The 22,894-nt window shown below is 60.5% G+C and carries 14 protein-coding genes and 1 tRNA gene; 11 read left to right on the top strand and 4 right to left on the bottom strand.

The window, feature by feature from the left end:
- Positions 1 to 162: 162 nt before the first annotated feature.
- The 10 genes from galE (at position 163) to Q0J60_RS02820 (ending at position 10,835) form a co-directional block, all read left to right on the top strand.
- Complete coding sequence (galE, locus tag Q0J60_RS02865) at positions 163 to 1,230, top strand: UDP-glucose 4-epimerase GalE (RefSeq protein WP_294438727.1); 1,068 nt, start codon at positions 163 to 165, stop codon at positions 1,228 to 1,230.
- Positions 1,231 to 1,629: 399 nt separating this feature from the next.
- Entirely contained in the window at positions 1,630 to 4,302 is a 2,673-nt protein-coding gene (locus tag Q0J60_RS02860; RefSeq protein ID WP_294438726.1) for an ABC transporter ATP-binding protein/permease, read from the top strand.
- A 281-nt stretch (positions 4,303 to 4,583) separates the two neighbouring features.
- Positions 4,584 to 4,659, top strand: a tRNA-Arg gene (locus Q0J60_RS02855).
- Positions 4,660 to 4,887: 228 nt separating this feature from the next.
- Entirely contained in the window at positions 4,888 to 5,943 is a 1,056-nt protein-coding gene (locus Q0J60_RS02850) for a transglutaminase family protein (protein WP_294438724.1), read from the top strand.
- Positions 5,944 to 5,995: 52 nt separating this feature from the next.
- Positions 5,996 to 7,111, top strand: coding sequence for a type II secretion system F family protein (locus Q0J60_RS02845; protein WP_294438723.1), 1,116 nt, complete (start codon positions 5,996 to 5,998; stop codon positions 7,109 to 7,111).
- Between the two features lie 3 nt (positions 7,112 to 7,114).
- Entirely contained in the window at positions 7,115 to 7,441 is a 327-nt protein-coding gene (locus Q0J60_RS02840; protein WP_294438722.1) for a hypothetical protein, read from the top strand.
- Positions 7,438 to 8,184: a DUF4860 domain-containing protein gene (locus tag Q0J60_RS02835; RefSeq protein WP_294438721.1), complete on the top strand. Its 747-nt coding sequence runs from the start codon at positions 7,438 to 7,440 to the stop codon at positions 8,182 to 8,184. Before Q0J60_RS02840 ends, Q0J60_RS02835 begins: the two co-directional genes overlap by 4 nt.
- Complete coding sequence (locus Q0J60_RS02830; RefSeq protein ID WP_294438720.1) at positions 8,177 to 8,875, top strand: hypothetical protein; 699 nt, start codon at positions 8,177 to 8,179, stop codon at positions 8,873 to 8,875. The genes Q0J60_RS02835 and Q0J60_RS02830 overlap by 8 nt, the downstream gene beginning before the upstream one ends.
- Positions 8,876 to 8,877: 2 nt before the next feature.
- Positions 8,878 to 9,537, top strand: a complete 660-nt coding sequence (locus Q0J60_RS02825; protein ID WP_294438719.1) for a hypothetical protein — start codon at positions 8,878 to 8,880, stop codon at positions 9,535 to 9,537.
- Between the two features lie 224 nt (positions 9,538 to 9,761).
- Entirely contained in the window at positions 9,762 to 10,835 is a 1,074-nt protein-coding gene (locus Q0J60_RS02820) for a type IV pilus twitching motility protein PilT (protein WP_294438718.1), read from the top strand.
- Positions 10,836 to 11,511: 676 nt separating this feature from the next.
- Here Q0J60_RS02820 and Q0J60_RS02815 read toward each other — a convergent pair.
- The 4 genes from Q0J60_RS02815 to Q0J60_RS02800 all read right to left on the bottom strand — a co-directional run bounded on the left by Q0J60_RS02815 (position 11,512) and on the right by Q0J60_RS02800 (position 15,216).
- Positions 11,512 to 12,609: a hypothetical protein gene (locus tag Q0J60_RS02815; RefSeq protein WP_294438717.1), complete on the bottom strand. Its 1,098-nt coding sequence runs from the start codon at positions 12,607 to 12,609 to the stop codon at positions 11,512 to 11,514.
- A gap of 528 nt (positions 12,610 to 13,137) precedes the next feature.
- Entirely contained in the window at positions 13,138 to 14,034 is an 897-nt protein-coding gene (locus Q0J60_RS02810; protein WP_294438716.1) for a DUF362 domain-containing protein, read from the bottom strand.
- Positions 14,035 to 14,326: 292 nt separating this feature from the next.
- Complete coding sequence (locus tag Q0J60_RS02805) at positions 14,327 to 14,512, bottom strand: hypothetical protein (RefSeq protein ID WP_294438715.1); 186 nt, start codon at positions 14,510 to 14,512, stop codon at positions 14,327 to 14,329.
- Complete coding sequence (locus Q0J60_RS02800) at positions 14,512 to 15,216, bottom strand: hypothetical protein (RefSeq protein ID WP_294438714.1); 705 nt, start codon at positions 15,214 to 15,216, stop codon at positions 14,512 to 14,514. Before Q0J60_RS02800 ends, Q0J60_RS02805 begins: the two co-directional genes overlap by 1 nt.
- An 815-nt stretch (positions 15,217 to 16,031) precedes the next feature.
- On the opposite strand from Q0J60_RS02800, the gene Q0J60_RS02795 reads away from it, so the two are divergent.
- The gene (locus Q0J60_RS02795; protein ID WP_294438713.1) at positions 16,032 to 22,892 is read left to right on the top strand and encodes an InlB B-repeat-containing protein; all 6,861 of its coding nucleotides are present in this window, start codon (positions 16,032 to 16,034) and stop codon (positions 22,890 to 22,892) included.
- The last annotated feature ends 2 nt before the right edge of the window (positions 22,893 to 22,894 follow it).

Genomic DNA, 22,894 nt, shown 5'->3' with positions numbered 1-22,894 from the left:
CGAATGTTGTTTTGACCATGCGCGTAAAATTCGCGGCAAATTAATATGTCTTACTCGTTATCGGCGCACCCGCGTCTCGACTGGATAGATGGCGAGGCTATACTAGAAAAGTTTTATGTATCAAATCAGGTTTTGGATAGAGATAAAGATTGGGGAGCCGTTATGTCCGATAAGAAAACCATTCTTGTGACCGGTGGCGCCGGGTTCATCGGTAGCCATACGTGTGTCGAGCTGTTGCAGGCGGGCTATAACGTGGTCGTTGTGGACGACCTGTCCAACTCCAGCGAGAAAGCCATCGAGCGTGTGCGCACCATCGTCGCCGAGGCCGAGGCGGCGGGCAAGGCCCCCGCGGGCGCCGCGGACAGCATCAGCTTCCACCAGCTCAACATCCTCGACCGCGATGCGCTGTCCGCTGTGTTTGACGCGCAGCCGGTGGACGCTGTCATCCATTTCGCCGGTTTCAAGGCCGTGGGCGAAAGCGTGGAAAAGCCGCTCGAGTACTACCATAACAACCTGACCGGCACGTTCGTGCTGTGCGATGTGATGCGCGAGCACGGCTGCAAGAGCATCGTGTTCTCCAGCAGTGCCACCGTGTACGGCGAGCCCGACAGCGTGCCTCTGACCGAAAGTGCCCCCAAGAAGCCCGCGACCAATCCCTACGGTTGGACCAAGTGGATGATCGAGCAGATTCTGACCGATCTGCACACCGCTGACCCGGAGTGGGACGTCGTGCTGCTGCGCTACTTCAACCCCATCGGCGCGCACGAGAGCGGCCTGATTGGCGAGGACCCCAAGGGCATCCCCAACAATCTGGTGCCTTACGTTGCGCAGGTGGCCGTGGGCAAGCTCGAGGCAGTGGGCGTGTTCGGCGACGATTACCCCACGCCCGACGGCACCGGCGTGCGTGACTACATCCATGTGGTCGACTTGGCGCGCGGGCACGTGGCGGCGCTCAATTGGATGGCCGGTCGCACCGGCGTCGAGGTGATCAACCTGGGCACGGGCAAAGGCTCCAGCGTACTCGACGTGATTCATGCGTTCGAGCGCGCGTGCGGCCACGAGCTGCCCTACGTGATTAAGCCGCGTCGTGCGGGCGACATCGCCGAGAACTATGCCGATCCCGCCAAGGCGCGTGAGCTTCTGGGTTGGCAGGCGGAATACGACCTCGATCGCATGTGCGAGGACAGCTGGCGCTGGCAGTCGGGCAACCCCAACGGCTACGCGGATTAAGAGATATAGGGAATACGAAGAAACACGGGCTGCCTGGCAAGTGAGGCGGGCCGCCTGGCAAGCGGGCGGTTTGGTGAGCGAAATCGGCGCGGAGCTTCTGCCCCGCGCCTTTTCTCTGTCTTAACTATCCCGCCCCTGTGGTAACGACATGAATACAAGTCGGGTTTTTGCCCTTCATCTCAGGCGGCTGCGTTATCCTACGATAGATTTACTGTTGCCGCCACGATAGGTGCATGTGTGTGAACCATGCAGGCGAATGGGCACAGGCACGTGGGCGAATCGGCGAACTGGTATCGCGCCCGGTTGGCATCCGGCTTCGTCCGTCATCTGGCTCCGTCCGTGTTCACGCCTGCATCTGCCCTTGCATCGGCGCGGCCCGCATAAGAAAGCGAATCTCGCATGCTCGAGCTCAAAGACATCAAGAAGGATTACGTTTCCGGCGATACCACGGTGCACGCGCTCAAAGGCGTGAGCCTGCAATTCCGCGACAGCGAGTTCGTGGCGGTGCTCGGCCAGTCCGGCTGCGGCAAGACTACGCTGCTCAACATCATCGGCGGCCTGGACCACTACACCTCGGGCGACCTGGTGATTAACGGCACATCCACCAAAAAGTATATGGATCGCGACTGGGACTCCTACCGCAATCACAGCGTAGGATTCGTGTTCCAAAGCTACAACCTCATCCCGCACCAGACCGTGCTTGCCAACGTCGAGCTGGCCCTCACGCTGTCCGGCGTGTCCAAACGCGAGCGTCGCGAGCGTGCGGCGAAGGCGCTTGAGCAGGTGGGCCTGGGCGACCAGCTTCACAAGAAGCCCAACCAGATGTCGGGCGGTCAGATGCAGCGCGTGGCAATCGCGCGTGCCCTGGTGAACGACCCGGCCATCGTGCTGGCCGACGAGCCCACGGGCGCACTCGACTCCGAAACCAGCGTGCAGGTCATGGAAATCCTCAAGGAGGTGTCCAAGGATCGCCTGGTGGTCATGGTCACGCACAACCCTGAGCTCGCCTACCGGTACGCCAATCGCATCGTGCAGCTCAAGGACGGCGAGCTGGTGGACGATTCCAACCCCTACGAGATCTCGCAGGCCGACCGCATCGCGCTGGAGGACCGCTCGCTGGGCGGCTCGCCGCGCACGTCCATGAGCCTTGCTACGGCGTTCTCGCTCTCGCTGAACAACCTGTTCACCAAGAAGGGCCGCACGCTACTCACGGCGTTCGCGGGCTCCATCGGCATCATCGGCATCGCGCTCATTCTGTCGCTGTCCAGCGGCGCGCAGAATTACATCAAGGACATGGAGGAATCCACGATGGGAAGCTATCCGCTGACCATCCAAACCTCCACGATGGACCTCACGTCGCTCATGGGCTCCATGATGGGCACCATGGCCGATGACACGTCGGCATCCGAGGAGGGCGTGGTGCAGTCCAAGGACGTGATCACCGGCATGGTGACGTCCATGGCCAACGACACCACCGAAAACGACATGGAATCCATCAAAGAGTGGCTGGATTCCAACCCTGACAACCTGCAGGATTACGTCACCGATATCCAATACAGCTACAAGACGCCGCTCAACGTGTATCGCGAGACCGACGACGACACATACGTTCAGGTGAACCCCACAACCGTGATGGACGCGCTGGGCTTTTCGACGTCGGGCTCGGTGCAGACCGAAATGCTGGGAAGCATGTCGGCCATGGGCAGCGGCTACGATGTGTGGGCGGCGTTGCTCAGCAACCAGGAAAGCGTCGAGCGCGACTATGACCTGGTGACCGGCAGCTATCCGCAGGCGTGGAACGAAGTGGTGGTGTGCCTGGATTCCGACGGCAACATCTCGGACTACACGCTGTACTCGCTGGGCCTCAAAGACCAGGACGAGCTGCGCGACATGATGAGCGACGCGCTGGCGGGCAAAACGCTCGAAGACCCCGAAGCGGAGCAATACACCTACGACGAGCTGCTGGGCCTTACGTTCAAGCTGGTGCCCGAGCCGGCGTATTACGAGGAGCAGGACGACGGCACCTGGACCGACATGTCCGACGACGCCGACTACGTGAACGAAATCGCGGCGGCGGGTGACCAGATCAAGGTCGTGGGCATTGTGAAGCCCTCCGAGGATTCGTCGGCCAGCAGCAGCACGGCCATGTACGGCGGCGTGCTGTACACCAACGCGCTTATGGAGCACCTGATTCAAGAGGTGGACGAAAGCGCTGTGGTGCAGGCGCAGCGCGACGACGCCAATACCGACATCTTCACCGGATACGCCTTCCCCGCCGAGGACGAGGAAGACCTGACCATGGACGGCATCCAGGAGATGATCGACGAGATGCCCTTCGCGCAGGGCGAGCAGATTCAGGCATACATCGACCAGATGCGCGAGCAGGGCATGTCCGACGACGAGATCGCCGCTGCCTTCCAAAGCCAGATGTCGCGCGAAACCAGCAACGCTACGTATGAGGGCAACCTGGAAAAGCTGGGCGTGGCCGACGTGGACGATCCGTATGCCATCAGCATCTACCCGATCGACTTCGAGGCCAAGGAAAAGGTCGACCAGATCATCAAGGACTACAACAACCAAATGACCGACTCCGGCCAGGACGACAAGGTGATCAACTACACCGACATCGTGGGCGCCCTGATGTCCAGCGTGACCGACATCGTGAACTCCATCACGTATATCCTGATCGCGTTCGTGGCCATTTCGCTGGTGGTGAGCTCCATCATGATCGGCATCATCACGTACATCAGCGTACTCGAGCGCACCAAGGAGATCGGCATCCTGCGCTCCATCGGCGCGTCGAAGAAGGACATCAGCCGCGTGTTCAACGCCGAGACCTTTATCATCGGTCTGGCGGCGGGCGTGCTGGGCATCGGGGTCACGGTGCTGCTGGATATCCCCATCAACATGGTCATCGAGATGGTGGCCGGCGTGAAGGATATGGCCGCTGTGCCCGCGGGCGCCGGCGTGGTGTTGGTGGTCATCTCGGTGGTGCTCACGCTGATTGGCGGCGTGATCCCCAGCCGCATGGCCGCGAAGAAGGATCCCGTTACGGCTCTGCGTACGGAATAGAGGACGCACTTCGTCTGCATTCGGCGGACGGTTCTTCACGGGCGCTACCTGCTGCTATCTGCGGGTAGCGCCTTTTTTTGCAAGGCAAATCGTTCTCAATATTTTGAATCATTCTTAAGATGAAGTGGTCGAAAACATACATTTCCCAGTTCATAGAGGTCCTTGATCAAATTCCATTGAGAACGATTCAGCATGTTGAGAACGATTTAGTGGCAGTATGCGCTCTTTCCGGTTGTCAGCTGTCTGCGGCGGGCGGAATGGTACAATAGCCCAGTTGCGATGCCTCCGTAGCTCAGGGGATAGAGCACCGCTCTCCTAAAGCGGGTGTCGGCCGTTCGAATCGGCCCGGGGGCACCATCGAAATACCAGGTCAGAAGCTCATGCGAGTTTCTGACCTTTTCTTTTGTCGCTTGCTGCCGAGTGTTGTTGACCAAAAGTCGTCCATGGCGGGCAAGCGCGATGGGGAGAGCGACATTTGCAGCCTTGGTTGTTTGCTGGTGCCGCGCGCACATATGTCGACGAAATGCGTTAAGCTGCAAGCGGCTGCGGCGATACGGCGCAGCTCTGGTTCGATGAAGGAGCGGCGTGGGCAAGATAGGCCATAAAGAGTGCGAGCGACGCGCGACATGCGCGCGGTTGGCTTTCGTTCTTGTGGCGGCGCTGGTCCTCGTGTGTGCGGCTGCTCTGGCCGGCTGCTCTGGCGGTTCCGGCGCGAGGGCGGGTACTAACGCGGGCGAATCGAGCGGCGCTTCGGCATCGGGTGCCGGCGACGCCGGGTCGGGCGCCGGCGGCAACGTGGCGCTCGCCGACGAGGGCGAAACCAGCGGTCCCGCATGGAGCGCACCTTCGACCATCGTGCTTTCCCCCTACAACCCTGACGGCCTGGAGGGCACGCCGGAGGCGGGCGTGGATACCTCTTCTCTCTCGCAGGGCTATGTATGCGCGGTAGGCGTGTCAGACAGCCGCCTGAAGTTCCAGGTGGCCTGCGGCGATGCGGCCTACAACTACGATCTGCCGCAAGACGGCACGCCCATCGTGTGCCCCATCAACATGGGCGACGGCTCCTATACGTTCCGCGTGATGCAGAACACGTCGGGCGACAAATACGTGGAGCTGTTCTCGACATCCGCCCAGGTCGCGCTTGACTCTGAGTTCGAGCCCTTCATTCGTCCCAGTTTCTATTGCAGCTACGACGCGTCAAGCGCCGCGGTCAAAAAGGCGTCCGAGCTGGCCGCCGACGCCGCCAACGAGGGCGACGTTCTTCGCGCGGTGTATTCCTACATTGTGAGCAACGTGGCGTACGACAACGATAAGGCCGCCGAGCTTGCCACGCAAACCGGGTATGTACCAAATCCTGATGAAACCCTCGCATCCGGCAAGGGCATCTGTTTCGACTACGCGTCGCTTGCCGGCGCGATGCTGCGCAGCCTGGGAATTCCCACCAAGATTATCACGGGCTACGTTTCTCCTGATGGCATCTACCATGCGTGGAACATGGTGTATATAGACGGCAGCTGGCACACCGTTGAGATCTCGGTCGATCCTGACACGTGGACGCGGGTCGACCTGACGTTCGCGGCGTCCGGCGCCCTCGACACGGTGGGAGATGGGTCCGGCTATACGGACCGTTATGTATACTAGCTACGCGGCCGCGCCCACCCGACGCGGCGGCGAAGAGGAAAGAGAGGTGCCCATGGCAGCAACGACAACGGCAATGGAGTCGCCGTCGGCCGATGCGGCGATGGCGCAGAAGCAATCATCCGCGGCAAAACCGCTGGAAAGCGGCGCCGTCAGCGCGTTCTGCGAAGGCGTGGCCATGATGCTCGCCGCCGGCATCCAGACCGACGAGGCCGTGGGGCTGCTGGGCGAGAACATGAAGCCCGGCCCCTTCAAACAAACGTGCGACGAGGTGTATCGCTCGCTCATCGGCGGCGCGTCCTTCGCCGAGGCCCTGCGTGCATCGGGCCGCTTCCCGGCGCGCGCGGTGTCCATGGTGGCGTCGGGCGAAGAGTCCGGACGCTTGGAAAACGTTTTGCGCAGCCTTGCCGTGCAATACGGCGAGGAGGAGCGCCTGTTCGTCAAAATGCGCAGCGGCATCGTGTACCCCGCCGCGCTGCTCGCGGTGATGACGGTGATTCTGGCGTTCACCGTGGCGGTCATCCTTCCCGTGTTCATCGACGTGTACGAAAACCTGTCGGGCAATGTCGCGGCGGGCGCATTCGCCTATGTGAATGTGTCGGTGGGCATCGGCTGGGTCGCGCTTGTGGTGATGGCCCTGGTCACGCTGCTTGCCATTGTGGTGGCGGTGGTTAGCCGCGGGTCGGGTCGCGGGCGCGTGGTTTCTGCGTTTTCGCGCCTGCCGCTCACGCGCGATGCCATGTATCGTTTGGGGCTGAGCCGCTTCGCTTCCTCGCTTGCTACATATATTTCGGCAGGATTTGACACCAATACGGCCATGGAGCGCTCCGCCGCGGCAGTTGACCATCCTCGCTTGCGCGCGCGCCTCGACCAGGCACTAGCCGATATGACCAGCGCGAACAATCCGAAAAGCCTGTCGCAGGCCATCTACGACAACGAAGTGTTCGACCCCATGTATGCGCGCATGCTCATGGTGGGGTCGCGCAGCGGTTCGGTCGAGGACGTGCTGCAGCGCCTGTCCGACGCGTTCTTCGAGGACGCCGTGGCGCGCATGGACGACCTGATCGACGGCGTGGAACCGGTGCTCGCGGCGTTTCTCACGGTGAGCGTGGGCGCTACGCTGGTGGCGGTCATGCTGCCGCTCATCGGCATCATGGGAGCGATAGGGTAAATCATGCGCGGCCTTTACGAACAGACCGATCCTCGCGTGCGGCGCCGGCGCTTTGTCGCGTCGATCGTGGCGTGCGTGCTTGCGGCGGTCATCGCCTGGTTCGCCTGGGCGGCGATATCGGCTGACCTGCGCGAACAGGGCGCCGAGTCCATGCGTCAGGTCATTCTTGACGCAGCCGTGCAGTGCGCCGCCATCGAAGGGTCGTATCCCGCCACGCTGTCGTATCTGGAAAATCACTACGGCGTGACGGTGAATCACGATGATTACGTCATCACGTACGAGGCGTTCGCGTCCAACGTGATGCCCACGGTGACGGTGGTGCCGCGATGAGCGACCGCCGCGACATATACGGTGCATCGGGCGACCTTCGCAAAGATGCGGCGGCGCGTGCTGTGCAGGCGGCTGACCTGCGCGCACTCGCGCGCGTGGGCGCGGGCGGTTCCGGCAGGTCGGGCGGTTTTTCGCGCACGGCGGATCGAGCGGTCATGCTGCTGCTGTTTGCGGTGGTGATTTTCGCGCTGCTGGGCCTGCTTGCCCTGGGCGTCAACGCATATCGCACGCTTGCCGAGGACCGGACCGATGCCTCGGCGCTGCGCCAGGAGTCGGGTCTGCTGCTGAATACGGTGCGTGCCAACGATACGGGCGATGCGGTCGTGGTGGGCGAAGGCCCCGAAGGTCCGTCGCTCGTGCTGGTGGAGCGCCTGGATTCGGGCACGTATGAGACGCGGCTGTACGCGTATCGGGGTGCCATCATGCAGGAATACGTCGTGGCGGGCGCGGACTACGACCCGGCGAGCGCCACGCAAGTGGCGGATTCGCAGACGTTCGAGTTTTCGTACGATGAGACGTCGGGCCTGCTCACGGTCGTGACGGATGCGGGCGAGGCGCGTATTGCGTTGCGTTGCGCGAATGGTGCGGCCGATGTTGCCGGTGCCGCTTCCTCTTCCGCTTCTGCGGATTCATCGACCGGAGAATCGCGGCCCGCGTCAGCCGCCAATGAGGAAGAAGGGGCCGCGGAATTCTCGGCTACCGCCACCGGTCCCGCCGCGGGAGAGGAGGCCGACGATGAGTAAGCCCTTGTTCGCGCGCGCCGCCGCCTCGCGCGACCGCGCCTCGTGGCATGGCGCCGCTTTCGTGCTGGAAGTCATGGTGCTCGTGGCGTTTGTCGCCGCGTCGCTTGCCGTGCTGGCGGCGGTCTTCTCGGGCGCACAGATGCGCGGCATCGACGCCATCCGCCTGACGGATGCCGTGACGCTTGCCGCGTCCGGCGCGTCCAACGGTGCGGAAGACTTCGCCGCCGACCCCGAAGCAGCTTTTGAAGAAGGCGCTTCGACCACGTATTATGCCGTGGCCGCAGGCTCGGTCTCCGCGTGCGATCCCACGGCGAACAACGCGTGCGAGGTGACGCGCGTGGTCGAGCGGCACGCGACCGAATTCGGCGCGCTGTACGACGCGACCATCACCGTGACGCGTGACGACGAAGTGCTATACGAACTTGAAACCTCCGCCTACGTGAGCGCCCGCGCAAATGATGTCGTGTCCGATGCTGCGGCGTCATCTGATGACGCGACGGCTCCCGATGCCGCAGCGATACCCGATAGCGCAACCGCTCCCGATGCTGCGACGTCTTCCGATGACGTAGCATCCGGTAACGTGGTGATTTCCGATGCCGCGCCGGCGTCCGATGAGGCAGCCGCCTCTGATACAGCAGCGCCCGCCGATGCCACGGCATCCACCCTTTCCTTGGATGAAGGGGGACGATAGTCATGGCGCGTGAGAAAGGCTCGGTGCGCATCGGCCCCGTGAGTGTGTTTGCGCTGGTGGTTATTCTGGGGCTTGCCGTGCTGGCGGTGCTTTCTGCCGCAACTGCGCACGCTTCGTACACGGAGGCGCAGGCCCAGGCGGATTTCACGCGGAGCGCCTACGTGAACGATGCGGCCGCGGCTCAGGCCCTCGCCGACATCGACGCCGCGCTTGCCAAGGCTGCGTCCGCCCGGGAGGTAACCACCGTGGATGCCGAGTGGGGCGATGCGGACGCCACCGCGGCCATGTCCGCCGAGAATGCGGAAGCGGAAAACGATTCGGGATCCACACGTGGCGAGCAGGGCGCTGCAAACGCTGAGCAAGACGCTGAATCTGCCGCGCCATCTGCGTCTGAAGCCTCGGCTGTATCCGCCCCTGACCTTGATGCGGCCATGGAGGCTGTTTCCGCCGTGCTCCCCCAGGGACAGGTGGCAGATGGCTGCACCGCGGAATCGTCCGTAAATGGCGCCTCCGTGCGCATGACGTTCTCGACGGAGGATGGCCGCACGCTCGACGTGGAGCTTACCGTGCGCGACGACCTTACGTACTCGCTTGAGCGTTGGGCCGTGACCACCGCATGGAACCAAGAACCCGAAGAAACCAAGCTCTGGCAAAGCAGCTAATCGCTTCGCCAGGTTTCGCCCCCGACCGCCCTGACCCCGACTTCCCGTCCCCGACCGCCCACTGACTTACCCGTCCTCGTCCACCTCCTATTCCGTTCGCCCCCGATTTCGACCGACCCAACTGACCTGCCGAACCCAATCAACCTGCAAATCCCGACCCCGACCACCACTCTTAATCCTCAACCCGCCCCCGACCTGCCCAAACGATAAAGGAGAAAGCACCCATGGAACTCAAGGACATCCTGAAGCAAATGGTAGACGCCAAGGCCTCCGACGTATTCGTGGTGCCCGGCCTGCCGTTCACCTACCGCGTCGATGGCCGCCAGGTTCGCGCCGATGCCGCGCCGCTCATGCCCGCCGACACCGAGCAGTTCGTGCGCAGCGTCTACGAAGCGGCTCGCCGCGACATGGGCGTTTTCGCCGCCAACGTGAACCACGACGACGATTTCTCGTTCGCGCTGCCCGGCATCGGCCGCTTCCGCGCCAACGTGTTCCGCCAGCGCGGGTCGCTTGCCTCCGTCATTCGCGTGATTCCCTTTGGTCTGCCCGACCCGGCGGCGTTCGGCATTCCCGAGGAAGTGCTGTCGTGCGCGGACTTCCAAAAAGGATTGGTGCTGGTCACGGGCCCCGCAGGCTCCGGTAAGTCCACCACGCTCGCGTGCATCATCGACCGCCTGAACCACACGCGCCAGGGACACATCATCACCATGGAAGATCCGATCGAATACGTGCACAGGCACGAGAGCTGCATCGTGACGCAGCGCGAGGTGCCTACCGACGTCGCCACGTATTCCGAGGCGCTGCGCAGCGCCATGCGCGAAAGCCCCGACGTAATCCTGCTGGGCGAGATGCGCGACGCCGACACCATCGGCACGGCGGTCACCGCGGCCGAAACGGCGCAGCTCATCTTCTCGACGCTGCACACCACGGGCGCGGCAAGCACGGTCGACCGCATCGTGGACGCGTTCCCGCCCAGCCAGCAGCGCCAGATTCGCATCCAGCTTTCCATGTCGCTGCAGGCCGTGGTGAGTCAGCAACTGGTGCCCACGGTGGACGGCTCGGTGGCGCCCGCGTTCGAAATCATGTGCGCCAACCATGCGATTCGCAATCTGATTCGCGAGGAAAAGACGCACCAGATCGACAGCGTGATCGCCGCGGGCGGTGCCTCCGGGATGCGCACGATGGATCAGAGCCTGTTCGACCTGGTAAAACAGGGTCGCGTGGAGAAAGAGACGGCCCTGCAGTTCGCCGTGCACCAAGAAGCGCTCACCAAACGCTTCGAAGCCGAAGGGCTGTAAGTAAGGAAGGCCGCAGCAACCAGTGCGGGGCCGCGGCCTCTGAAGGCTGCGGCCGCCGAAAAACCGCGGCTCCTCCGGTGGTTACGGCCGCCGCGGGATCGCCGCCGCCGAAGAACCGTGCCCCCGGTGGTTGCGGCCGCCACAGGCTTGTCGCGGTCGCGGGCTCACCGCCGCCGAAAACCGCGGCTCCCTCGCCGCAGTTCTTGCGGTCCCAGGCCACTGCAGCGCTTGCGGGCTCGTGTCCGCCGAAAACCGCGGCTCTCCCGGAACCGTGACCACCTCGCCCGACGAGGCGCCAAAAATATCGAGTTGCGAACCTCGCGTACAACGGTTGGCTCCAAAAACGCCACTTTTCTCGAGTTACGAACCCTAAATGAGCCTTACGGCGCTGAAAAATGACGCGCTGTTTCGTTCCTGCTTGTTGGGCGCCTCTTGCGGAAAGAGCCCCATTTTCGAAACACGCGAGTTTTCCCAGGTCACAGGTCTTTTGGAATTGTCTGTCTCATATGGAGCGATCAAGATGGTTCTCGAATACGAGCATCGAGGCGTAATTGTCTTGTACGCGGAGTTCGTAACTCGAGAAAAGTGGCGTTTTTCGCGAAAATCGTTGTACATGACCGCGAATGCCAGCAGCAGTCTGGGCGCGTGAAAACGATGGGTACCGCTTGGAGCATGGCTAGGGGGCGGGGTGCTGGGCGGAGCCAGTCAATCGCCGCTGCTCTTCCCAGCGCTCATGTTTTAATCGGTTCAGTCTGTCCCAAAGAATTGCTTTACGCAGGGCGATTCTCGCATCCGTAAGGCCAAACGTCCCCTTGCGTATGCGCTTGCCCGTGAGCTTAGCAACCTTACGCGCAATCTGCTCCATGGACGCGACGCCCATGACCTGTTGCTTTGTTACGGTAATCACCGAAATGTTGGCCGCTGCAAGGTCGGCTCTTTTACGGGAGTCCTTCGCAATTCGACGTTCGCCGGAATGTTCGAGCTCGCTGTCGTATTCGATTGCAAGGTTGGCTTGGGGCCAAAGCATATCGCATTCGTAGCTGCCGAATGCTGCAAGAGGTGCAAGCTTGCCCTTCATATCGACGCGAGCATTCAAAAGGGGTTGCTCGATGCCAAAACCGCCGCGGAAAACAGGGAGGCACAGGAGCATCGCGCACACTGACTCCATTGGCGAAGCGGATTCGTTGAGAATGTGGGGGATCGCATCCAGCGCGTTTTTCTTGCCGTGCAAGCGTTTGGTTTTGGCCAGAAATGCCGACAAACGCTCGACGCTGGAAATCGGCGGACGATTGAAGAAGCCTCGGTTGCGAAAATCCTCAGCTGCGGTTTGGTCTTGATGTTCGAGGAGCGAGAGGTTGCGTATCGGGGGAACGCTGTATCTGCCGCAGAATTCGAACCCCAAAAGAACGGTATTTGGAAAGTCTAACCTTGCCACTTCTTGCACGAACAGCAGCTCAGGCGATGCGACAAAGATACCGGGCGCAATTCTGACAAACGAGTTTTCCGGGAGTGATGCTTTGCAGATGTGGCAGGTGATTCCAGGTATGTGGCGTCGGGATGCGTCCGAATCAACTAGCACATCGATGGGTTTACCCAGCTCCATAACGCCCATCTTGTCGAGTGCGAGAATAGCTTCATCGAGTGAGGTGCGGGTAGGGGAAGTCGGAGTATCGCGTGGCCAGGTGATTCGACGCGAACGCTTCCAGCGATTCGGGTCGGTGGTGAGCTGCCAAAATCGGCGGGCTGTGTCGTGGGTGAGGAAGATCGGTGACATGGCTGCTCCCTGAGTCGGTTCATTTATTTAGGAGCAGCTTGTATTTGCGTGCCGATGGCTCCGTGACTGGAATGGGCGGTGGCTCGCTATATGCGTCTGCTCTATGGGATAAGCTTAGCTTGCAAACCTTGCCGGACCCTTTCCCGTGCATTCGGTTTTTGCGGCGCGGATTATGCGCGGCGGGGGTGTGCGGGTGCGTAGAATCTTGCGGAAGTGCTCATCGCTTGGGTGTGAAATCTTGCTCAATTCTCCCGTGATTTTGCAGGAAAGATTGTTGGTTCTCCTCGGTCTTTCTTCAAAACCTTGCCGAAATCTTGCCAAGATGGATTGCGTCAAAAGGTGCTTTCAATCGTGCAGTGCTTGTTCGCACCAAAAAACGGACCCCGAATTATCGAGGTCCGTTCTGTAAGGGCGAAGATCAGCGATCCCCTCTCAGCGCTGGTGCATCGTGTGGGCCGTCCGGCGTGAGCTGCGCCTGCGGGTTGCGCCGCGAGCATCTTATCGGGCGTGCAGGGAATCCTGCAGCTCCTAAAACTCAATCAGCTCGTACTTGCGCGAGCCGTAGCCAAGTTCGGCGGCGGTCTCGATGGTGTGGATGCCGTTGCGGCTGTTCACGCGCTCCATGAAGTGGTCGCGGCCGGGATCGTCGGACTGCATCACCAGGTCAATGCACGCCTGGTCGATGGCCACCGGGTCAAGCGACGCCAGAATGCCGATGTCGGCCATGCACGGATCCTCGGCATTGCCGAAGCCCACACAGTCGCAGTCGACCGAGAGGTTCGCCATCACGTTGACGTAGGCGATCTTGCCGGCGAAATGCTGGTGCACCGTCATCGCGGCATCGGCCATGGCCTCGGGAAACGCGACGTTGCTGGCGTGCTGCTCCCAGCACTTATAGCGGTCGTCGGTTGCGCCGGCGGAATGGATAAGCGCCTTGCCCGCACGGCTAGCGCAGCCGATGGACAGCTGCTTGAGCGCGCCGCCGTAGCCACCCGCCGGATGTCCCTTGAAGTGGGCCAGCACCAGCATGGAATCGTAGTTCACGATGTTTTTGCCCACGAGATTTTCCTTGAGCTGCTTGCCGCCCTCGATGGGCCACACCAGGTCGGGGCCTTCGGCATCCATGAGATCCACGTCGAAGTATTTGTTCCAGCCGTGCTCCTCGATGAGCTTCAGGTGCGACTCGGTGTTGTCGCGCACGCCGCCCGCCGCGTCGCCGTATGCGGTGTTGCACTCGACGATGGTGCCGCCGACTTCCTCCACCATGGGCTTCCAAAACTCGGGATGCAGATAGTTCTGATTGCCCTTCTCGCCGGAATGAACCTTCACGGCCACCTTGCCCGGCAGCTGAATGCCCAGCTTGTGATAGATTTCGACCACTTTTTCAGGAGTGATTTCGCGGGTGAAATAGACTTTGGATGCCATGCGTTTTCCTCGCTCTCTGTTGCTGCCGATAGGTGAAAACGTCATTTTTGGACAACGTGGCATGTGCCAGGATCGCGCTGCGTGAGCAGGCGCAGGCAAATCTTCTGACACAATGTCAGTTATATCAGTATACCACCGTTGACCTCAACCCGGAGCCTTGGCCCTATTGTCCCCGAAACGATTCGAGCCTTTTTGACAAGTGGCAAATGCTTGGTAAGCAAAAACGCCGCCCGAATAAGGACGGCGCTGGATGTTGCGGGGCTGCGCTGGTGGTGTGCCGCGCATTCTGCGGCTACGCTATGGAGCGCTCCTTGCTTTCCTCTAGCATGGAGTCAAGGATGGCAATCGCTTCCGCATGGAGCCGCTCTTCCACCTCAGGGGGAACTTGGGGCATGTCTTTGGGGTCAAGAAAGCAGGATGTGTCGTCGATTGCCCAGCAATCCACTGGCTCCACAAATTGTTTCTCATGCGAATTCATCATCTTTCCTTTCGAAAAATGAATAGATCACGACGCTCATTATAGCTGATGAGATCGTCGACGGCCTTGATTTCCGAGAAGTCGCCGTAGGCGTCTCTATATTTAAATCTCAACTCCATGATCAGGTCAAACACCTTGTTGTCATTGATGGAAATGAACCATACGCTGCCGTCATGGCCAATAACAATTGAGCCGAACACCTGGTTATTCCATGATGCCATGACGAAGTCCGTGAAGGATGGCGGACTGCTTGATGGGTGGTTGTGAATGATGACCAGCGCACCTCGGTGATTGGAGGCAATGGACGCCTCTTCTGCCGAAAATGTGGTCTGTTTGCGAGAAGGTTCTCGTGCCAAGTTGTCTACCACGAGGCGCCCATCTCTTGCGTCTATTGCAGCCATGTATTCGTAGTCGGTGCCGTCGGCAGCCTGGAGGATGCGGCCCGCCTGTTGATATGCACCTTCGCGAACAGGCTTGGCGAGGGGCATACGCTCGAACGCGTCGTGATACTCCTTGGTGTTTACCACAGGGGACACCGAAAATGCGTTGCTCTGTGGGCTCAATGCGACGAGTCGCTCCTCGGCGGCAAAGTGTTCTTTTGGATATTGGTCGGTTTGCTGGGAGAAAGGCTGACCGGGACGATTTTCCGGGAATCGGAGCCCGTCTTTGTCATCGGGGACAAGATGGCGGCTACATTCCTGCATTGTTATCGGATCCTTTCGCAAGGTCTACCAGGCGTTTCTATGAATCCATCCTAGCTTGGAAACCTTGCAGAACCCTTGCCGGTGGATGCGTGTTTTGCGGCGCGGATTATGCGGAAGAGGGGTGTGCGAGCATGTGGAATCTTGCGGATGTGGCCGTTGCGGGCGGATTGAAACATCGCCGCCAGCCCCTCGACATCTCCCCAAAACCTTGCGGGAACCTTGCCGGAATCTTGCCGGCGGGCGATGGGCAAGGAGACACCAAACCACTGGCGCCGCCGCTCCCCGACATCACACGGCGTCATCAATTCCCCACACAGGAAAATGCTACCAATCTGATACCATATAGCGCGCTCGTGTTTGGGGCAGGTGCCTGTGGCGTATTGCTCTCGCGTTTGGGGCGGATGCTTGCGGTGCTCCGTGCCCGTGCCGGGCAGCGGGTCCCCGTACGCTCGCGTTTGGGGGCGGGTGCCCGCAGCGCCCCGCGCTCGCGTGGAGCCGGACGCCGCCCGGCAAAAGCACCCTCGGGCGCGCCGCTCTCGCAGCGCAAATCAGCCCTCCGCAACCCCTCGCGCACCCCGAAAGCACCCACCCGGACGACGCGAGGGCGCCAATCGCGAGAAAAATACAGTATCACCGAGAAACTTTTGGGAACAAACCACCGCTAACGTGTTAAGCTACTGGTGTATATCTGTAGCAAACCAGATGTAGAACCCCGCGACTCACGAATTCACAGGCACGTCCGACAACGTAATAAGCACGTTAGCCCACAGCTGGATAAGCAAAAAGTCGTTGCAAGCTAGTAGAGGTGTATCGGCATGATGAGGCTAATCGAACTTAAGGATACGTTTGTCGGCAAGGTCCTGGCCGTGTTCGTATCCATCCTCCTGGCTACGTCGCTGGTCAACGTAGCCGCATTCGCCACAGGCGAGGAGGGCAATTCCACAACTCCATACCAGGAGTCTATCGACGACCGCGGCGCCACCGAGGCGTCCGCTGACACGTCGTCGACCGACGCGGCGCAGGAGGTGACAGAACCCGCCCAGCCCGCAGCGCAGGAGCCGCAGGCCGCCGAGCCGGCAACCCAGGAGGTCGTCGAGCCCGAGCCTGAGCCCGCACCGGAGCCCGAACCCGAGTCCGCGGCAGATCCCGCTCCCGCGAAGGAATCCCAGAACAACGCAGCAACCTCGAGCGACAAGGGCTCTTCGAGCACCGAATCCTCCGAGGCAGCCAAGCCCGCGCAGGACAAGGACCAGTCCGAGCAGGCCGCGCCCGCTGACGCAACCGTCAAGCTGAAGCTGAACAACGCGTCGCTGGTCATCAAGAGCGACAACAACAAAAACGTCGTCAGCGGCACGCCCAGTGTCAAGGTTGACGCCCAGAAGAAGCTCGAGTTCAAGGCCGTCGCAGCAGACGGCTACACGCTTGATACGGTCAAGGCGAAAAGCAACGGCGCCGAAATCCAGCTGACCGAAAAGGCCGGCGACACCTACGTGGTGGACGCCGCCAACGTGGCTGACGGGCTCGAGATCGACGTGACCACCGAGGTCGTGGAGAACGAAGAAGAAGCAACCGAGGAAGAGTCCGCAACCGAAGAGGGCTCCGAGGAGGCAACTGAAGAAGAAACCGAGGAAGGCTCCGAAGAGGCCAACAATGCTGTCACCCTTTCCGTTGGGATCGAGAATAGCACCGTCACCCTGACCAACGCCGAGGGCGAGGAACAGAAGGTCTCCGAGTCCCAGGACGTTGAGGTTGCAGCTGACGAGGACCTCGCCCTGACCGTCGAGCCTGCCGAGGATTACGAGCTCGAGAGCGTCACCGTGACGGACGCCGGCGAGACCTCTGAGGTTTCCGGCGAGGACGGCGTTTATACCATTCCTGCCGAGCAGGTTATCGAGGGATCCAACATCCAGGTTTCTGCGGTTACCGCTGCGAGCGCTCAGGCTGCGCGTGCCGCTACCAAGGACATGAATGTCGGAGACGAAACGGATGTGACCTGCAACGATGACGGATGGTTTCATAGCCACAACTGGAGGTCGTCGAACACCAAGGTGGCGACCGTAACGACGTCTGGCAGATTCAGCCAAAACAACACCCAGACGGTCACCGCGGTTGCTCCCGGCGACGCTGTTATTACATGTAATGGCGAAGAAATCCTCCGCGTTCATGTTGAGGTCTCCGAGATCACCGTCACCTTCGATCCGAATGGCGGGCAGGGAGAGGGCTTCACTAAGACCACCTCTGAGATAGAGAACGGCAATTATAGGATGTCCCTCCCCACGCTTGAGGAGAGTGGATTCAGCAGGGACGGCTACACCTTCGTCGGGTGGTCCACTGATAAGACCGGTCAGAATCTGACGTATACGCCGCAGGAGATTACTGTTAGCAACGGAGAGACGTATTACGCCATTTGGGCGGATGACGATGCAGAGGACAACGTTCGCGCAGAGTTCTTCCTCCGCATCAAGGGCGACATTCCCTACGAGCCCGATGCGAATATCGGCGGTGGCGGCGCTGGCTACTTCCCCGGAGGCTGCGGTACGGGTATGCGGGGCTCCATCAAACAGGGAGTCGCAATCAACAACAACAATGCACTTGTAGCGGCGAACATCAACGAGGCGCCGAGTGACGCTACTATTCAGGCGAAAATTCAAGAGTGGAATCGGACTCATACTGGCGAAAACAGGATGAGCTACGACCCTGAGACGCAGGAGATTGTCTGGTATGTAATCAAGAAGAGCGGCGACCACTACCATGTCGATGGCGTAATTGTTGACAAGGCCGAGCATTGGGTTTCGTACAATCCGAATGGCGGCTCAAATTACGTGCCTACCAGTAAGCAGTACATGGAGGGTGCGACTGTCGACGTCGACTTCACCGCCATTCCTAGCAAGGCCGGCTATACATTCTTGGGGTGGGATACTGACTCTAGCGCCACAACTCCGACCTATACCGAGGACGGCACCAATAGCTTTGAGATGCCCGGTAGCAGCGTCACCCTCTACGCAATCTGGCAAGAGAAGGACGCCGTAGTTTACACATACTCGGTTGATCCGGATGAAGGCGGTACCCTGAGTAATTACAGGGACAGCGTCAAACCCGACACGGGCGAGCCGAAGGGCTCTACTCCGACAGCTAATGAATATTATGAGTTTGCCGGCTGGTACAACTCTGATGGCGAAGAGATTACAACCGAAAATGCTGCCGCAAACGGCGTTAAGCTTGAAGGCGACACGCTGACGCCCATCAAGAATGACGAAGGCGTGTTTACGGGCGGCTCTTTCACGGCGAAGTTCACCCAGGTCACTTTTGATGGCGACGCTATTACCGTGAAAGTGGAGAAAGACGGTACGCCCGTTTCGGCTAATGGCATTGTTGAGGCAACGGAATACACAGCTGGCGGCGGCACAGATAACTTCAATGCGGCCCCTGACGGCGATAATCTCAAGATTACGTATACCTACGACAATCTGAACTGCGCAGATATCGCGCTTAATATCGACGTACCTGAAGGCTATGACGTTGATGTTGTGTCTGATAAAACCAATGATACGGTTGGTGAAGTCGACAACAGCAAGGTTGCGAAGTTCGAGTTGAAGGGCAGCGGCGATAGCTGGATGCTGGACAACGTCCCCGGCGGCGCAACCGTTACCGTAAAACTCACCAAGAAGGAATTTACTGTTAACTATAAGGCCGAAAACGGCGGTCAGGTTGACCCGGAATCCGAGACGGTCAAGTACGGTGAAAACGCCAATGGCTCCACCGCTACTCCCAGCGAGGGCTATTACTTCGTTAACTGGACCGATGCTGAGGGCAAAGAGGTAAGTACCGACGCGAAGTTCGCTCCTCAGAACGTCAAGGAGGATGCGACTTATACGGCGCATTTCGCCAAGAAGATGGAAGTTTCCATCACTGGTAAGTCTGCAATCGACCTCGTCTATAACGGTTCCAAGCAATCAGTTTCTGGTTTTGAAAATGAAACCGAGAACGGCGTTTCTGTGAATGTCGATGGCCAAACCTATTATGTTAAGGGCGTGACTTCGACTGCTTCCGGCGCTAACGCGATGGGTGAAGCTGTAGACACCGAAGTCAATAGGGATAACCTCCAAGTCATCGATGCTGACGGCAATGACGTGACCGATCGCTTTACGGTTACCGTTAACCCTGGCCAGTTTAAGATTAATAAGCGCCCGGTGACCTTCACCGGCGAGTCCGCCACGCGCGACTACACCGGCTCCGAGATCGAGCTGACCGGCGTCACCACCAACGACGGCGAGGGCACCGGCCTGGTCTCCGGCCAGACCTCCAACGTCAAGGCGTCCGCCAAGGGCACCGTCGCCGGCACCTACCCCGGCACCATCACCGGCAAGGACGACGTCGAGATCACCGACGCCGACGGCAACGACGTGACGGCCAACTACACCGTCACCACCGTCGCCGGCACGCTGACCATCACCGGCGTCGAGGGCACCATCGTCATCACGGCCGACTCCGCCGACAAGGTCTACGACGGCGCCGCGCTCACCGACGACGGCTGGACCTCCAACGCCGAGGACATCCTGCTCGAGGGCGACAAGCTGGTCGTGACCGTCGAGGGCTCCGCCACCAACGTGGGCGACGAGGGCAAGAACGCCGTGACCTCCTACAAGGTCATGCGCGGCGAGACCGACGTCACCAAGAGCTACACCTTCGGCGAGAGCGTCGACGGCAAGCTGACCATCAACCCGCGCCCGGTGACCGCTTCTGGCTCTGCCATGAAGACGTACGACGGCACGGATGCTCTGCTTGAGGATGTGATTCTGACGCTTGGTGCCACGAGTGCACCCCAGTCCGGCGTGGTCAATGGTGACGACATCAGTGTTGGCGCTATTGCCAAGGCAGATGCTGCGTATGCTAAGGCCGACAAGCATGAGGACGAGCCTCTAGTCACGAGCAACGAGGGCGGCCTGATTGCGTTGACCGGCCTGACCGGAGAGGACGCGGGCAATTACGAGCTCGTTGAGGTGACGGCTACCGGCACCATCACGACGCAGTCGATTGATCCTGACGATCCCTCCAACCCGGGCGTTAAGATCTCCGCGCCTGCCGACCAGACGTACGATGGCGACTACCAGCTGCCTGAGATTGTCGTAACTGACTCCGACGGCAACAAACTTATTGCTAGCACTGATGGTGGCGTGACGGGCGACTACGTTGTCACCTACGACAACAACGTCAACGCTACGTCTGAGGACAGCCCTGCGACTGTTACCGTGAAGGGCATCAACAACTACTCTGGTGAGGTTGCTCAGACCTTCCAGATTGCTCCTGCTAAGGCGACCATCCTGGTGAATGACTCCACCAAGGTGTACCGCGAGAAGGATCCCGAGGACTACAACGGCTACTCCGTGGTGCTCGCGGGTACCGAATTGCCGCTCTACACCAACGTGGAGACCAAGACCGTTGATACCCTCGGCGACATCGCCATCGTCCGCGAGGGCGAAGGCACCGATGAGAATGTTGATGTATACGAGGACGCTCTGGACGCCACCGTTGCCAACCAGAATGCCAACTATGCCTACACGGTTGACAGGGGCAACTTCACCATTACCGCCGCTGGCGGCAATGAGGTGAAGCTCACCTCGCAGGCTGCGGACAACACTAAGGTCTACGACGGCCAGCCTCTGAGCATCGATGCGACGGCTTCCGAGTCCGGCTCCACGCTGCTGTTCTCTACGGACGGTGAGACCTGGACCACTGAGAAGCCCAGCATCACCAACGTGGGCACCTTGACAATCTACGTGAAGGCGACGAACCCCAACTTCGAGGATTCCGCAGTTGTGAGCGCTACCGTTCAGGTGACGCAGCGCCCGGTGACCATCACCACCGACAGCGCTTCTAAGGTCTATGACGGCACCATGCTCACCAATGAAACCTACGAGGTTACTTCCGGTTCGTTCGTCGAGGGTGAGACCTATGGCGTCGACTTTGGCGACAGCGGTCAGCTGACCATTGGCCAGAGCGCCAACGATGCCACTATGGTATTCGCGGGCGAAGGCAACGAGTATACGGCGCAGGCTGGTAACTACAACGTTACCGTTGTACCTGGCAAGCTGACCGTGTTCCCGCAGTCCATCGACCCTGAGGATCCTGACCCGAGCGACCCCGATCCGGACAACCCGGACCAGCCGTTCTACACCGGCGCGACGGTTAGCGACCCGAGCGACGTGTACTACAACGGTTCTGCCCAGGCTTGGGAGCCCGTCGTTACGGACGCGCAGGGCAAGGTTCTCACTAAGGGCGCTGACTACACCGTCAGCTACTCTGATGATGTGACCAACGTTGGTACTGTTACGGTGACCATCACGGGCATCGGTCAGTATGCGGGTACGGTTGAGAAGACCTATGAGATCTTGCAGGTCGAGCTCACCATCACTACGCCGAGCGCAAGCAAGGTGTTCGATGGCACGCCGCTGACTGCTGACGACTACAACGTTCAGGGCCTGCAGGGCGAGGACGCCATCGACGTTGACGTGTACGGTTCTCAGACCGAAGTCGGTCAGAGTTCCAACGCCTTCAGCTTCCAAATCAGCACCGGCGATCGCAATAACTACAAGGTTATTGAGAACCCTGGCATGCTGACCGTGTTCCCGCAGTCGATTGACCCCGAGGATCCCGATCCGGACAACCCGGAGCCTGGCGACCCCGATCCGAGCGATCCCGACCCGGACAACCCGGACCAGCCGTTCTACACCGGCGCGACCGTGGGCAGCCCGACTGACGTTACCTATAACGGCAACGACCAGACGTGGGCACCCGTTGTCACCGATTCCGAGGGCAACGTGCTTACTGAGGGCGAGGACTACACCGTGTCCTACAGCACGGACGACCGCACCAACGTGACCGGCACCATCACGGTGACCATCACGGGCATGGGCGACTATGCTGGCTCCGTGGAGCGCACGTACCAGATCAATCCTGCCGAGGTTGTGGTTCGCATCAACGATCAGACCAAGGTTGCCGGCTCCGCTGATCCGACGTTCACGTCCCGCTACAGCGGCGTCGTGGCCGGTGAGATTCCCGGCTGGTCCGGCGGCTTCACCCGCGATCGTGGCGAGGCAGTGGGCACGTACGCAATCAACCAGGGTAGCCTTGCTCTGGCTGACAACCCGAACGGCAACTTCCTGGCCAGCAACTACACGCTGACGGTTGTGCCTGGCACGCTTACCATTACGGCCGCACCCGACCAGGGTGGTGACGAACCTACTCCGCCGACGCCCGGCCCGGACACTCCGGACAACCCGACGCCCGGCCCGGACGTTCCTGGCACGCCGACGCCTGGCCCCGGCACGGGAGTTCCCACTCCCGCCGCGGGCGATGACGACGCCACCGACGAGGGCGACGAAGAGGCCACCGAGGAGACCATCGACGACGATGACACTCCGCTGACCTCCGGCCGCACCGAGTCCACCATCGCTGACGACTCCACGCCGTTGGCATCCGGCACCGACACCGGCGCCGACCAGCACGAGAACTGCTGGGTCCACTGGCTGATGATCGTGGGCATCGTGCTCTCGGGCATCTACTTCGCGGGCGTGGGCGTCCGCCGCAGCCGCTACACCAGCGACCTGCACAGCTACGAGAACCAGGTTCTGGGCGTCGACGACGAGCAGAACCCCAACCAGAACGCCGCCGCGTAAGG

This window comes from uncultured Slackia sp. (genome assembly GCF_944321625.1).
Classification (GTDB): domain Bacteria; phylum Actinomycetota; class Coriobacteriia; order Coriobacteriales; family Eggerthellaceae; genus Slackia.
The sequence above is the reverse complement of the archived record's forward strand: the minus strand, read 5'-3'. Positions and strand labels throughout refer to the sequence as shown.